This window comes from Janthinobacterium sp. LS2A (assembly GCF_036543145.1).
Lineage (GTDB): Bacteria > Pseudomonadota > Gammaproteobacteria > Burkholderiales > Burkholderiaceae_D > Janthinobacterium > Janthinobacterium aestuarii.
Genome location: NZ_JAZHPB010000003.1, coordinates 341,730 through 356,435 on the forward strand (window position 1 = coordinate 341,730; position 14,706 = coordinate 356,435).

Consider the following 14,706-nt stretch of genomic DNA (forward strand, 5'->3'; position numbering starts at 1 on the left):
GGAGGCATGCGGCACTGAGCAAGTTCCAAAGAAAGAGGCTTGCTTTGTCACGCATGAGCAAGATCAAACCACGCTCAATTCAGGGGAACCACCATGCGTGCGCTGTGTCCTTCGGCGTTAAAGCGCTGCACCACCGTGCGCCCCGTACTGGCCGCGCACTGCTTGCGGCACAGGGCCACGCAGGCGCCGCCAAAACCGGCCCCCGTCAGGCGCGCGCCATACACGGCGGACTGCGCCGACAGCAGCGCCACCAAGGTATCGAGCACCGGCAGCGACACCTCGTAGTCGTCGCGCAGGCTGGCGTGCGACAGCGTCATCAACTGGCCGAACAGCACGGGACCATGCTGGCCGCACGCTTGCAGCACGCGCAGGTTTTCGCTGACCACGTGGCGCGCGCGGCGGCGATACGGCTCAGGCAAGCCTTCCACCACGGACGGCTCGCGCACGTCGCGCAACGCCGCCACGCCCAGCAGGCGCGCCGCCTGTTCGCACTCGGCGCGCCGCACGTTGTACGCGCTGCCTGCCAGGGTGCGCGGCACGCCGCTGTCGATGACCAGCACCTCGCTGTCGTGCGGCAGCGCCAGCAGTTCATGGCGCAGGGTGCGCGCATCAAGCAGCAGCATATGGCGCTCGTCGGCCAGGCTGGACGCCATCTGGTCCATCACGCCGCAATTGACTTGCGCGTAGCGGATTTCCGCCTGCTGCCCCATCAGCGCCAGCGACACGTCGTCAATCTGCAGCCCCAGCAGCTGGCGCAGCGCGCGCAGCATGGCGATTTCCAGCGCCGCGCTGCTCGACAGGCCGGCGCCCGGCGGCACGTCCGAATCGATATGGCCGCGCACGGCCGGTACGGCCACGCCGCGCTCCTCGAGCAGACGGATGCAGCCTTCCAGGTAGCGGCCGAAACCGGGCGGCGCGGCGCACTGGCGCTCGAAACGCACGAGTTCGTCAAGGGTCGCCGAATAGAACTGATGGTGGCCGTCGGCGGCAAGCGCCAGCATCACGCGCGTGCGTTGCGGCGTGGCGCACGGCAGCATGTAGCCATCGTTGTAGTCCGTATGCTCGCCCAGCAGGTTGACCCTCCCGGGCGCCGAGGCCGCCACCACGGGGACGGCGCCGAAATACGCGTCGGGGGTGATCATGGCAACTCCAGGGTCAGCGGACGCAGCCGTCCCTCCACCGAGGTGACTGGCCAGTCCGGGTCGCAAGTCAGGTTGTGCAGGCGCCCGCCGCTGAGCAGGAAAGTGTCTTCCACCATGCTGCCGGGCAAACTGGGATGGAAAGCCAGGGCCATGCCGTCCTTCAGGGTGATTTCCGTGTGCGCGCCTGCGGTCACCTCGGGCGCGCGGTAGCCGGCGATGCCGCCCTGCCGGAATTCCTGCACCGTATCGGGCTGGCCCGCATACGCATAGGCGCTGTCGAGCGCGTGATATACCATGCTCAGCGCATGCCCCGCCACGCAGGCGTCGAGCGCCACCGCTTCCAGCGCCAGGATGGCCGCGTCCGCTTCACCGATGCCGTCGCGCGCGGGACGGAAGCGGCGCTGGCGGCTCAGGCTGGCGCACAGGCCGTAAGCTTGCGCGCACAGCGCCAGCACGGCCCGCTCGCCCAGCGGCGACGCGGCCGGTGGCGCGCGCCGGTAGCGCTCGAAGCGCTCGGCACCCGCCGCCAGCACGTACACGGCGTGCAGGCCGCGCGACCACAGGGCACGGGCGCAGGCGCCGGCCAGGTCCTGCTCGCTCCAGTCGGGACGCGCGGCGCGCAGCGCTTCGCTGGCGGCCGCGGCGGCCAGGCGCCCCACTTCGCGGTAGCGCGCCTGTTCCGGCGCCAGCAGGGGCAGGCGCTCCTCGCGCAGGGCAACGGGCAGACAGCGTTCTTGCAGGCCGGGCCGGTCGCACAGCACGGGCCGCCCTTCCGCCGCATGCTGCACGAAATGCTCGCGCAATTCGGCCAGCCGCGGCTGCATCCACGGCGTCACTTGCCAGGTCCAGCTGCCGCGCACTTCTTCCTGACGCAGCCGCTGCGCCTCGGCCGCATCCGTCAGGATGTAGGCCGCATCGCGCGTGACGAGCACCTCGGCACAGCCACACTCGGCTGAGTGGCCGGCGCTGCCCGACGCCCCCGCCGTGGCCCAGGCGAACCAGTCCACGCCGCGCAAGCGCACCGCGCCAGCCCTTTCCTGTTCCAGCCAGCCGCGCATCTGCGCCAGCTTATGTGCAATTTCCAATTCCACATTCCAGTTCATGCGATTTCCTCTGACATTTCCCATGTCACGCGCACTTGCTGCAGCTGCCGCGCCGACTCCTCGGGCAAAGCATCCATGGCGTACATGCCGGCGGCCAGCTCCGTGCCGGCCAGGTATTTGAGCCGTTCGCGCGTGCGGTACGGCGGATAAAACTGTGCGTGCAGCTGCGTTTCCGGATGCGCGCGGCCGTCTGTCGGCGCCTGGTACCAGGCCATCAGGTAAGGCATTTCGCGTTGCCACAGGCCGTCGTATTTCAGCAGGACGGTTTTCAGGGCGCGCGCCAGATCCTCGCGCTGCGCCGCCGACAGGGCCGCAAAGCTGTCCGTCTGCCGCCGCGGCATCAGCCACGCTTCATACGGGTAGCGGGCACAGGCGGGAACAAAAGCGACGGCCTCCGGCCCCAGGTACAGCAATCGCGTGCCGCCATCGGCTTCGCGCCGCGCCATATCCACCAGCAAGGCCTGGCCATGCTCGGCGAAATACGCGTGCTCCTGCTCCAGCATGCGCGCCGGCACCGGAGGAACAAAGGGATAGGCGTAGATCTGGCCATGCGGATGGTGCAGCGTCACGCCCACTTCCGCGCCACGGTTTTCGAACGGCAGCACATAAGCGATGCCGGGCCGCTTGGCGAGTTCTTGCGTGCGCGCGGTCCACGCTTGCAGCAGCAAGACGATGTGACTGACGGGCAAGGTGCCCAGCGAGGCGCCGGCATCCTGGGCGAACACCACCACTTCGCACTGGCCGGCGGCCGGCGCCGTGGCCACCGTCAGGTCGGGCGGGTCATGGGCGTCCAGCGCCAGGGTGGGAAAGCGGTTGTCGAAGACGGCGATATCGTAGTCGCCGGCCGGCAATTCCGTCGGATGGGCGGGATCGCGCGTGGGCGCCAGCGGGTTGTACTCTGGCGGAGGGAGGAAGGTGCGGCCCTGGCGATAGGCCGCGTACGCGACCCACTCGCCGCGCAAAGGATGCCAGCGCAAGTGCGGATTGGCTTCCTGCGGCAAGGGGAAAGGGCTCGGTGCAACGCCAGCGACGACGATGGGACGCCTACTGTAAAGGGTCAGCTGGCGCCCGTCGGGCTTGACGAGTTGCTCGCAATACATGATGTTTCACAATCTTAAGGCACGAATTCTTAAGACTGGGGCTGGCAAGGAAAGTTCCAGAGTTTGCGGCAACTCCGCCAGTTCAAGCAGCACCGATCCCGACCGGCACGAGTTTTTTACCGATCAGTACGCAAATTCCCGATTCGCATTATCATGTGCACAGCCTGTCATTCCTGCCGCTTTCAAGGCCGACCCTATTGTCGTCAGGGGATAGACAAATCGTCCATTGTGATTTTCCACCACGTCCCGATATCGCTACCATGATTCCATTTTCCATACTCGACCTGGCCCCCATCGCCGAAGGCAGCGACGCCAGCCAATCGTTCAAGAACACGCTCGACCTGGCGCAGCACGGCGAACGCTGGGGCTACAACCGCTACTGGCTGGCCGAACACCACGGCATGCCCGGTATCGCCAGCGCCGCCACGGCCGTCGTCATCGCCCATGTGGCGGCCGGCACGACAACCATCCGTGTGGGTGCAGGCGGCGTGATGCTGCCGAACCACTCGCCGCTCGTCATCGCGGAACAGTTCGGCACCCTGGAAGCGCTGCATCCGGGCCGCATCGACCTGGGCCTGGGCCGCGCGCCCGGCTCCGACCAGACGACGGCGCGCGCGCTGCGCCGCGACTTGCAGTCCGATGCGGAACAATTTCCGCAGGACGTGCTGGAATTGATCGACTATATGTCCGACGAGCCGCGCCAGCGCGTGCTGGCCGTACCCGGCAAGGGCGCGAAAGTGCCCGTGTGGATACTGGGCTCGAGCCTGTTCGGCGCCCAGCTGGCCGCCCACCTGGGCTTGCCGTATGCATTCGCCTCGCACTTCGCGCCGCAGATGATGATGCAAGCCGTGGCCTATTACCGCGAGCATTTCAAGCCGTCCAAGCAATTGGCCAAACCGTACGTGATGCTGGGCTTTAACGTGTTTGCCGCCGATACGGATGCCGAGGCGCACTTGCGCGCCACGTCGATGCAGCAGGCGTTCGTCAACCTGCGCACGGGCCGCCCGTCGCGTCTGCAGCCGCCCGTGCCCGGCTACCTCGAGCAATTGGGCCCGCAGGAACGCGCCATGCTCGACTCCGTCCTGTCCTGCACGGCCATCGGCGCGCCGGACACCGTGAAGGCGAAGATGGCCGCCTTTATCGCCGAAACGGGCGCCGACGAGCTGATGATCACTTCGCAGATCTTCGAGCACCAGCACCGGCTGCGCTCGTATGAAATCACGGCGCAGGTGCATGCGGAGCTGGCAAGCGCGCAGTAAGTTTTAACTCTCCCTCGGTATATATCCCCATATACCCTTTTCCCGGCCGTCGGCAACGATCGCCGGGATTTTTTTGCCTGCTCGGCAAGAAATGCGCAGCCCCGCTATCATGCTTATCCAAAAGCATCACTCGAAGAAAGTTGTAACCGCATGAAATCCGCACCCTCTACCGTCGATGCCAGCGCCCTGCTGACGTCGACCCGCATCCTGCTGTTCGCCCTGTCCGCCGGCGTGCTCGTCGCCAGCCTCTACTATGTGCAGCCGCTCACGTCCATGCTGGCCGCCTCGTTTGGCGTCAGCGTGCCGCAAGCCGGTTATCTGGTCACGGCCACGCAAATCGGCTATGTGCTGGGCATCGTCTTCCTGGTCCCCCTCAGTGACGTGCTGAACCGCCGCCAGCTGCTGACGTGGATGCTGATCGCCAAGATAGCCGCCCTGCTGCTGGCCGCCACCAGCCAGAACATCATCGTCTTTGCCATCGCCAGCGTCTTGATGGGGATCACGTCCAGCGCCTTGATGGTAGTGACGGCCATGGTGGCCTCGTACGCGCCCGATCACAGCCGGGGACGCATGGTGGGCACCGTCATGACGGGCTTGTTGCTGGGAATCTTGCTGGCGCGCACCGTGTCCGGCACGGTGTCGCAGATCAGCGGCGGCTGGCGCACCGTCTACGTCCTGGCCGCCATCGTCGTCGCGGCCCTGCTCGTCATGCTGCGCCGCATCCTGCCGAACGAGGCGCCACGCGGCAAGCTGCAATACGGAAAATTAATGGCTTCCCTGGCCGACATCATCCGCCAGGAACCATTGCTGCGCCAGCGCGCCCTGTTCTCGGGCCTGGGCCTGGGCACCTTCAGCGTGTTCTGGACGGGCCTGACCTTTTTGCTCAGCGGCGAACCCTATCACTATTCGGAAATGCAGATCGGCCTGTTCGGCCTGGCCGGCGCCACGGGCGCCTTTGCCGCCAACACGGCGGGCCGCATGGCCGACCGCGGCTACGCGCGCCAGGCCACCTGGCTGCTGGCCGTCGCCTCGATCGCGGGCTGGGCCTTGATCGGCTTTGGCGCCCATTCGCTCGTACTATTGCTGATCGGTATCGTCCTGCTGGACATGGGCGTGATGGGCCTGCAAGTGACGCACCAGTCCATCATCTATAAATTGGCGCCACATGCGCGCGCAAGGGTGACCACCGTGTTCATCGCGGGCGGCTTCATCGGCGCATCGGCAGGCTCGGCCCTGGCCAGCGCCAGCTTTGCCGCCGGCGGCTGGCCCGCCCTGTGTATGGTAGGCGGCGCCATGCCGCTGCTGATGCTGATCGTGTGGAGCAAGTACCGGCACACGCAGCGGCGGCTGGAACGGGCAGCCTGATCCGACGCTACGGCGCCAGCCATGTTGTCGGATTACGCTCTACGAGCTAATCCGACCTACGCCTGATGCTGGTGAAACAAGCCACGTAGGTCGGGTTAGCGCGCCAGCGCGTAAGCCGACAACATTGTTGGCACAAACCACCCCTTACTTTGCTGCCTGCTCGCGCGCCTTGCCGAACGCATCGCCCGCCTTCCAGGCCGGCATCTTCACCGCGTTGGCGACGGCTAGACCCAGGTTCAGCGTGAACTGGGCCTGCTGCGTCATGCCCGACAAATCCCAGCTGGCGTCGTACTCATCGGTGACTTGATGGTAGCGGGGGCCATAGGCGGCCGCCTTGGCTTTCGACTTTTCCACGTCCTTGATGTACTCGCGTCCGCCATTGATGGAAAACGCGGGCACGCCCGCCTTGGCGAAGCTGAAATGGTCGCTGCGGAAATAGCCGCCGGCCAGGTCGGGACGCGCTTGCGCGATATGCATGCCCATGGCTTTGGCGGTTGCCGCCGCCATGGCGCCCAGCTCCGTGCGCTCACTGCCTTGCGCGCCAATGTCGTGCGTAGCGCCAACAAAGTTCAGGCTGTCCAGATTCAGCGCGGCCGCCGTCTTGTTCAAGGGCCACAGCGGATCGGCCGCATACGCTGCGCTGCCCAGCAAGCCTTGTTCCTCGGCCGCCACCCACAGGAAGATCTGCGTGCGCTTCGCAGGCTTTTTCACGGCTTCCTGCGCCATGGCCAGCAGGCCTGCCGTGCCCGAGGCATTGTCGACGGCGCCGTTGTAGATGGTATCGCCAGTATCTCCCTGCTTGCCCAGGTGATCCCAGTGGCCACTGTAAATGACGGCTTCATCCTTCAATGCCGGGTCGGTACCCGGCACCATGCCGGCGATGTTGAACTGTTCAACCTTGCGCACGATGGACTTCATCTCGCCCGACAGCTTGGCATTCAAGGCGACGGCCTTGAAGTCCTTGCTTTCCGCCTGCGCGCGCAAGGCGTCCAGGTCCTGGCCGCCGGCCGCAAACAGGCGGCGCGCCGCGTCTTCCGCGATCCAGCCCTGCAACGGCGTACCGGCCGTGCGGTCCGCCAATTGAAAACGTTCGCTGCCGCTCCAGCTATTCTGCACCACGCTCCAGTCGTACGAGGCCGACGGTTTCGTGTGGATCAGCAAGACGCCAGCCGCGCCCTGGCGCCTGGCTTCCTCGAACTTGTAGGTCCAGCGGCCGTAATACGTGAGCGCCTTGCCGGCGAAACGGTTTGGTTCGGCAGCGGTCGGTTGCGGGTCATTGACCATCATGACGACGATCTTGTTTTTGACATCGACACCCTTGAAATCGTTCCAGCTTTCTTCCGGCGCCGTGATGCCGTAGCCGACAAATACCAGTGGCGCGTCGAACGTGTGCGCGGCAACGGAGTCGCCCGTGGCCCAGACCCAGTCCGGACCGAAGGCCAGCGGCACCGCCTTGCCGTCCGCCATCGCCTGCAGGCTGCTATCTTGTGGCAAGGATTTCACACCGGCAATTTGCACGCTCTGGCGGTAGCTGTTGCCGCGCACGGGTTTCAAGCCGGCCATCTGCGCCTGGGTTTCCAGGTACGCCACCGTCAGGTCGGCGCCGCGCTGGCCCGTGCCGCGGCCTTCCAGTAAATCGTTGGACAGGAATGCCAGGTGGGCGCGCAAGGGCGCTTCCTGCACCACGGGCAAACCGGTCGCGGCGTGGGCGGAAAATGCCAGCGCGGTCAAGGTCAGGGAAGAAAACAGCTTCTGCATAAGATCCTTTGGGTAAGAGGAGGAAAGCGGTACGGCGGATAGCCGGGCCGGCGATTGTATGCCATGGGAAAGGCGCATCAAAATGCGGACGAAAAAAATCCCCGCGGCAAGGGCGGGGATGATTCAGGAAGAACGCTCAGACCAGCAGGGCCGCCGCCAGGGATTCGATCTCTTCCGCCGATTCCTCGAGAATGGTGTGCAAGGTGCTGCCGCCGATGCCGAAATCGATCTTCGCCGCTGCCTGGCGCCGCGCGGCGCTTTCCGGCGGATGCAAAGGCGAGCCGACGGGCGACAGATCGTTGGCCAGTACCAGGGTCGCGCCCAAGGTGCGGGGCGGGAACGTGCTGCCGCCGTGCCACATGCCTTCCACGGCCTGCAAGACCAGGTCCGGCACTTGCAGCTGGCGCAGCACGCCGCGGCCGATCAGCTTTTCGCCGTATTCGATCCAGTCTTCGGTATTGTCGTCCAGCAAACCCGGATATTCCTCGGCGCGCGACAGCAGATAAAAGCCGCCCACTTCGTGCACGATGGCGGCGAACATGGCCGTTTCCACGTCCACGTGCGTGACTTTCCTGGCGATCACCTGGCTCAGCGCGGCCACATGGGCCGTGTGTTCCCACAGCCTGGCCGCCTTGGCGCGCAATTGCGGGTCCGTGATCTGGCTGCCCAGCTGGCGCACGATGACGGACGCCACCATCGATTTCAGGGTGGCAAAGCCCAGGCGCGAAACGGCCGCGCGCACATTGGCGATTTCATTGCCGGAACGGTTGTAGGCGGCCGAATTGGCCAATGCCACGACCCGGGCCGACAGCAGCGGCTCGGCCATGACCATGCGGGCGGCCGCTTCGATATGGCAATCGGGGTCGTCCAGCGCTTCCTGCAGCTTCAAGGTAGCCTTGACGTTGGCGGGGAACGTCAGCTCACCCTTGCTCGCTTGCAACGCGATAATCTTGAATACTTCCAGTCTGTCCATGGGTCAATCTCCGGTACGGGCCTGTTCAGGCTTTGCTGTGTGGGTGGGCCGGGAATGCGCTCCCGGCCCTGCTCCCGTTTCCGGCAATATTACAGCAAGTTTATACTCAAACCTATTACTTTCCGGAAACTTTCCCGGCCACGCCTTCGACAAAATAATCCATCTTCGTCAGCGCCGCATCGTCCAGCACGCCTTTGTCCAGGCGTACCTTGCCATCGTTATCCTTGATCGGTGCGCTGAACGGATTGAGCTTGCCAGCTACCAAGTCTTTCTCGCGCGCCAATACAAACTGTTTCACGTCGGCCGGCACGGCGGCATTGATGCCTTCCAGCTTGACCATGCCATCCTTGATGCCGCCCCAGGTGCTGCTGGACTTCCACGTACCGTCCAGCACGGCTTGCGCCTGCTTCGTGTAGTAATCGCCCCAGTGGTGGGTGACGGCGGCCAGCTGCGCTTTCGGTCCGTATTTTTTCATGTCCGAGTGGTAGGCGATCGCATACTTGCCCTTCTCTTCGGCCGCCTGCACCACGGCGGTCGAGTCCGTGTGATGGGTGACCACGTCGGCGCCCTGGCCGATCAGGGTGATGGCCGCGTCGCGCTCCTTGCCCGGGTCGAACCAGCTATTGACCCACACCACTTTCACTTCCGCCTTCGGGTCGACACTGCGCATGCCGCGCGTAAAAGCGTTAACTCCCTGCAACACTTCCGGGATGGGGAATGCCGCCACATAACCGGCGACGTGGGTCTTGCTCATCTTTCCCGCCAACACGCCGGCCAGGTAGCGGCCCTCGTAGAAACGGGCATTCGTGTTGGCCACATTGACGGCCGTCTTGTAGCCCGTCAAATGAATGAACTTCACATTAGGAAATTGTTTCGCCACCTTCAAGGTGGGATTCATGTAGCCGAACGAGGTCGTAATGACCAGCTTGCTGCCCGTCTGCGCCAGGTCGCGGATCACCCGTTCCGCATCGGCGCTCTCCGGCACGTTTTCCACGTACTTGGTGGTGATCTTGCCGCCCAGCGCCTTTTCCATTTCCTTGCGGGCCTGATCGTGCTGGGTGGTCCAGCCCGCGTCGCCAATGGGGCTGATATACACGAAGCCCACATTCAGCGGAGCGGCAGCGGGCGCGGCGGCCATGGCGGGCATGGAGGACATCAGCGCAGCACCGCAAACGGCGGCGCACAACAGTTTCTTGGACATGGTTTTCCTTGTGGTCAGTGATTAATTTCCGGGATTGAAATTTTTCCCCAGCGAAGCGGGCATGTTGAGCTTGATGTAATTGGCGTTGCTGGAAATGAGCACGAGCACGACGATGGCCGCCACGTAGGGCAGCATCGACAGCAATTGCGACGCAATCGGTACGCCCAGCGCCTGCGCGTGGAACGTCAATATCGTGATGCCGCCGAACAAATAGGCGCCGCCCACCACGCGCGCCGGGCGCCAGGTGGCAAAGGTCGTCAGTGCCAGCGCGATCCAGCCCCGCCCCGCCACCATGCCCTCGACCCACAGCGGCGTGTAGACGAGCGACAGGAAGGCGCCGGCCAGGCCGCAGCAGGCGCCGCCGAACAGCACGGCCGCCAGGCGGATGCGGCGCACGGGATAGCCGAGCGCATGCGCGGACGCGGGCGACTCGCCCACGGCGCGCAGCACCAATCCTGCCCGCGTGCGGTACAAAAACCAGGCGATGGCCAGGCACAGCAGCAAGGACAGATACACCATCGGATGCTGGCGGAACAGGGCCGGCCCCAGCACGGGAATATCTTCCAGGAAGGGGATGCCGAAGCGGCCGTTCTGCAAGCTGTTGCCCACGTACTTCAAGCCGATATACGTGGACGCGCCCGCGCCAAACAGCGACAAAGCCAGACCCGTCGCATACTGGTTCGTGCCCAGCCACACGGTCAGCCAGGCAAAGAAGCCGGACAGCACCATGCTGGCGCCCGCCCCAGCCAGGAAGCCCAGGGTGGGACTGCCCGTGTTGACGGCCACGGCAAAGCCCGTGATGGCCGAGACCAGCATCATGCCTTCCGCGCCCAGGTTGACCACGCCCGCTTTTTCATTCACCAATAAACCGAGCGCGGCCAGCATCAGCGGCGTGCCCGCATTGATGCTGGCCGCAATCAATGGCGCGATGGTCAGGGCCAGGTTATCCATGTTTTCTCCAGCGCAATTTGTATTGGATCAGCACGTCGCAGGCGAGCAAGGCAAACAGCAAGATGCCCTGGAACACGCCGGTAATCGCACTGGGCAATCCGAGGCGCGACTGCGCCAGTTCGCCGCCGATATAAAACAGGGCCATGACGAAGCTGGAAAAAATCACGCCCACGGGATGCAAGCGTCCCACGAAGGCGACGATGATGGCGGCAAAGCCGTAGCCGGGCGAGACCGTGGGCGTCAACTGTCCCATCGGCCCCAGCACTTCGCAGGCGCCCGCCAGGCCGGACAGGGCGCCGCAGATCAGCAAGGACGACCACAAGGTCTTGCGCGAAGAAAATCCCGCATAGCGGGCGGCGGCCGGCGCCATGCCGCCCACGCGCAGGCGGAAGCCGGCAATGCTGCGGGATAAATACAGCCAGCCGCCCAGCGAGGCCAGCAAGGCGAAGACGATACCTACGTGCAAGCGCGTATCGCTGATCACCATCGGCAGCAGCAAGCCGTCCGACAGCAGTTTCGACTGCGGAAAATTGAAACCTTCCGGGTCGCGCAGCACGCCATACACAAGATAGCTGAGCAGCAATTGGGCGATGTAGACGAGCATCAGCGAGACGAGGATTTCGCTGGCGTTGTAGCGGTCGCGCAGCCACGCCACCAATCCCGCCCACGCCATGCCGCCCGCCATGCCGGCCACCAGGGACACGCCGATGATGGCCGCGCCGCCGACGCCATCGTCGAGGTACAGCGCGGCCGCGCCGCCGCAGATGGCGCCCAGGGTCAACTGCCCTTCGGCGCCGATGTTGTAGATGTTGGCGCGAAAGCAGATGGCCAGGCCGACGGCGATCAAGAGCAAAGGCGCCACCTTGAGACCCAGCTCGGACCAGCCGTGCGCGTCGCGCAAGGGTTCGACAAAGAAGACGGCCAGTCCCGCCAGCGGATCGTGTCCCAGCGCAATAAACAGCAGCGCCCCGCACAGCACGGTGAGCAAGACGGCCAGCACCGGCGACAGCCACGACATCAGCCGCGACGGGGACGGACGGGCTTCCAGGCGCAAGGCAAACTTAGCCATGGGCTGCCTCCTGCGGCCACAACCCGCTCATCCATTGCCCCACCTGCGCCACGCTGGCCTCGCCCACGTCGAGCGACGGCGAGATTTTTCCCTTCGCCATCACCAGCAAGCGGTCGCTGATGTCGAACAATTCATCGAGTTCCTCCGATACGACCAGCAGCGCGCAACCGGCGTCGCGCAGCGCCAGCAATTCGGCGCGGATTTGCGCGGCCGCGCCCACGTCCACGCCCCAGGTCGGCTGCGCCACGACCAGCACCGTGGGTTCGCGCATGACTTCGCGTCCGACTATATATTTCTGCAAGTTGCCGCCCGACAGGCTGCGCGCCAGCGCCTGCGGCCCGCCTGCCTTGACCTGGAAACGGGCGATGATGGCGGCCGCCCGCTGCGCGATAACCTTGTGGCGCACGAAGCCGTGGCGGATGGTGGCCGGTGTCTGCAGGCTCAACAAAACGTTGTCCGCCAGCGCCATGTCGGGCACGGCGCCGCGTCCCAGCCTTTCCTCGGGCACGAAACCGAAGCCCAGGGCGCGCCGGCGTCCCGGCGGCAAGCGTCCCGCTGGCGTGCCATTCAGCACGATGCTGGCGGCGGGGGCGCGCATGTCCTCGCCCGACAGGGCCGCCAGCAATTCCTGCTGGCCATTGCCGGACACGCCCGCGATGCCGACGATCTCGCCCGCACGCACGTCGAAATGGATATCGATCAATTGCGTGGCAAACGGGTGGCTCTTCGGCAAGTTCAGGCCCCTGACACTCAGCATGGCCGCACCGGGCGTGCGCGTCACGCGCGTGACGGCCGGCGGTTCGGCGCCGATCATCATGCGCGACAGGCTGGCCGCCGACTCTTGTGACGGGTCGCATACCCCCGCGTTCTTGCCGGCGCGCACCACCGTGCACGTATGGCACAGGGCGCGGATCTCGTCGAGCTTGTGGCTGATGTAGAGGATGCTGCAGCCTTCGGCCGCCAATTGGCGCAAAGTGGTAAACAGTTTTTCGACGGCGCCCGGCGTCAGCACGGACGTCGGCTCGTCGAGGATCAACAGTTGCGGCTTGGCCAGCAAGGCGCGCACGATTTCCACGCGCTGGCATTCGCCGACAGACAAGGTGTGGACGTGGCGCTGCGGTTCCAGGTCCAGGCCGTACTGGCGCGCCGTGTCTTCGATGCGCTGAGCCAGCTCCGCCATATTGGTGCCAGCGGGCAAACCGAGGGCGATGTTTTCCGTCACGGTCAATGTGTCGAACAGGGAAAAGTGCTGGAACACCATGGCGATGCCGAGCGCCCGCGCGGCCGACGGGTTGGCGATCTCGACTTCGCGGCCATTCCACAGGATGCGGCCGCCATCGGGCTGCACGGCGCCGTAAATGATTTTCATCAGGGTCGATTTGCCGGCACCGTTTTCACCGAGCACGGCATGGATCTGTCCGGGCGCGACGTTGAGACAGATGCCGTCGTTGGCCACCACGGCCGGATAGCGCTTGCTGATATCGAGGAGTTCCAGGCGTGCCGTCATTGTTTTTTTCGTGCCTCGCTGCGTGGTATGCGGGATGTTGATCGGTGAAAAAAATCAACACTCTGTCTCTATCGTATCGGCATCCGCGGCGCTTGGGGAGCGGGCGCGGCGGCGCGCATTTCTATTTCCGCAAAAAAACAACACCTGTATACAATTTTGAAAAAAATTATCAGCTTTGCAGCGGCTGCCTTGCCCCGCAAGGGCGGGAAGGTGCGATGATTATATGCAGGAACTGATAGTAAGTATGCAGACAAGACATATCGCCCGACGCGGCGCTTCTCGCATCATGGATTGAACGGTGCGCAATTTTCCTCATCGCAGCGCTTCGTGCGCACTACGCACCCTGCTATCCCCCGTTCCCGTTTTATCACATCATCAGGAGCCGAAAGTGCCAAAAACCCTACCGTGTCTGTTGCTTTGCCTCACTACCACCCTCGGCGCGGGCGCGACCGCCCAGGCTGCCGAATGGAGCGATACCGCGCTGAGCTGGCGCGCCGGCAACGACTACCGCGAGCCGTTCAATCCGGACGACATCAAGAAAAACATCTTCGCCATCACGCACGCCAGCGGCTACAAATACGGCAGCAATTTCGTCAACCTCGATTTCCTCATGTCCGACAGCAAGGACCCTGGCGCGCTCGGTAAAACGTCCGGCGCGCAGGAAGCGTACCTCGTGTACCGCAACACCATCGACATCGGCAAGGTGCGCGGCAGCGACATCAAGTTCGGCCCCGTGCGCGGCGTCGGCGTCACCCTCGGTTTCGACGTCAACACCAAGAACGACGTCGGCTACAACTCGCGCAAGCGCATGCTGGTAGCCGGCCCTACCCTGATGTGGGACGTGCCCGGCTTCTTCAACACCAGCCTGCTGTTGCTGCGCGAAAGCAACGCCCCCAGCGGCGCCTTCCCGCCCATCTCGCAAGTAACAGGCCGCTACACGTATAAAACGCACGCCATGCTGACCGGCGCCTGGGGCATCCCCCTGTCGCCGCTGTTCTCGTTCGAAGGCTTCTTTAACCTCATCGATTCGAAAGGCAAGGATGAAGTGGGCCGTGACACGGCGGTGGAAACGAACATCGACATGCAGGTGATGTTCGACGTGGGCGCGGCCCTGGGCAGCGCCAAGAACACCTTCCGCGTGGGCCTGGAATACCAGTACTGGAAGAACAAGTTCGGCAACTCGCCCGCCATCACGGGCAACGTGGGCCAGACGGCGAAGACGCCGATGATACGTGCGGAGTATCATTTCTAATTGCAGCAATCAATACCCACGAACGT

At 64.5% G+C, this 14,706-nt stretch carries 12 protein-coding genes; 3 read left to right on the plus strand and 9 right to left on the minus strand.

Annotated features, from left to right (window positions below; translation table 11 throughout):
- Window positions 1-74 precede the first annotated feature (74 nt).
- Genes galK through galT form a run of 3 tightly spaced genes read right to left on the minus strand, consistent with a single transcriptional unit; the run spans window position 75 to window position 3,345 of the window.
- Window positions 75-1,142, minus strand: coding sequence for a galactokinase (gene galK, locus V3C40_RS11805; protein ID WP_319992402.1), 1,068 nt, complete (start codon window positions 1,140-1,142; stop codon window positions 75-77).
- Window positions 1,139-2,245: a peptidase M24 gene (locus V3C40_RS11810; RefSeq protein ID WP_331777513.1), complete on the minus strand. Its 1,107-nt coding sequence runs from the start codon at window positions 2,243-2,245 to the stop codon at window positions 1,139-1,141. Before V3C40_RS11810 ends, galK begins: the two co-directional genes overlap by 4 nt.
- Entirely contained in the window at window positions 2,242-3,345 is a 1,104-nt protein-coding gene (galT, locus tag V3C40_RS11815) for a galactose-1-phosphate uridylyltransferase (protein ID WP_331777514.1), read from the minus strand. The genes V3C40_RS11810 and galT overlap by 4 nt, the downstream gene beginning before the upstream one ends.
- A 260-nt stretch (window positions 3,346-3,605) precedes the next feature.
- On the opposite strand from galT, the gene V3C40_RS11820 reads away from it, so the two are divergent.
- Both V3C40_RS11820 and V3C40_RS11825 read left to right on the plus strand, forming a co-directional pair.
- Complete coding sequence (locus V3C40_RS11820; protein ID WP_319992400.1) at window positions 3,606-4,604, plus strand: LLM class flavin-dependent oxidoreductase; 999 nt, start codon at window positions 3,606-3,608, stop codon at window positions 4,602-4,604.
- 150 nt (window positions 4,605-4,754) lie between these two features.
- Window positions 4,755-5,969 (plus strand): MFS transporter, encoded by a 1,215-nt coding sequence (locus tag V3C40_RS11825; RefSeq protein WP_331777515.1) that lies wholly within the window; start codon window positions 4,755-4,757, stop codon window positions 5,967-5,969.
- Window positions 5,970-6,113: 144 nt separating this feature from the next.
- Here the strand turns inward: V3C40_RS11825 and V3C40_RS11830 are convergent, their stop codons facing one another.
- From V3C40_RS11830 to V3C40_RS11855, 6 genes are all read right to left on the minus strand, one after another.
- Entirely contained in the window at window positions 6,114-7,727 is a 1,614-nt protein-coding gene (locus V3C40_RS11830) for a M28 family peptidase (protein ID WP_331777516.1), read from the minus strand.
- A gap of 136 nt (window positions 7,728-7,863) precedes the next feature.
- The gene (locus V3C40_RS11835; protein WP_034760008.1) at window positions 7,864-8,700 is read right to left on the minus strand and encodes an HDOD domain-containing protein; all 837 of its coding nucleotides are present in this window, start codon (window positions 8,698-8,700) and stop codon (window positions 7,864-7,866) included.
- A 115-nt stretch (window positions 8,701-8,815) separates the two neighbouring features.
- The gene (locus V3C40_RS11840) at window positions 8,816-9,901 is read right to left on the minus strand and encodes a BMP family ABC transporter substrate-binding protein (protein WP_331777517.1); all 1,086 of its coding nucleotides are present in this window, start codon (window positions 9,899-9,901) and stop codon (window positions 8,816-8,818) included.
- A gap of 21 nt (window positions 9,902-9,922) precedes the next feature.
- A complete protein-coding gene (locus V3C40_RS11845; protein WP_070303295.1) occupies window positions 9,923-10,852 on the minus strand; it encodes an ABC transporter permease in 930 nt (309 codons plus the stop codon).
- Entirely contained in the window at window positions 10,845-11,921 is a 1,077-nt protein-coding gene (locus V3C40_RS11850) for an ABC transporter permease (RefSeq protein ID WP_331777518.1), read from the minus strand. Before V3C40_RS11850 ends, V3C40_RS11845 begins: the two co-directional genes overlap by 8 nt.
- Window positions 11,914-13,428, minus strand: a complete 1,515-nt coding sequence (locus V3C40_RS11855) for an ABC transporter ATP-binding protein (RefSeq protein ID WP_331777519.1) — start codon at window positions 13,426-13,428, stop codon at window positions 11,914-11,916. The genes V3C40_RS11850 and V3C40_RS11855 overlap by 8 nt, the downstream gene beginning before the upstream one ends.
- Window positions 13,429-13,816: 388 nt before the next feature.
- Here V3C40_RS11855 and V3C40_RS11860 point away from each other — a divergent pair, with 388 nt between their 5' ends.
- Entirely contained in the window at window positions 13,817-14,680 is an 864-nt protein-coding gene (locus V3C40_RS11860; RefSeq protein ID WP_442907245.1) for an outer envelope protein, read from the plus strand.
- The last annotated feature ends 26 nt before the right edge of the window (window positions 14,681-14,706 follow it).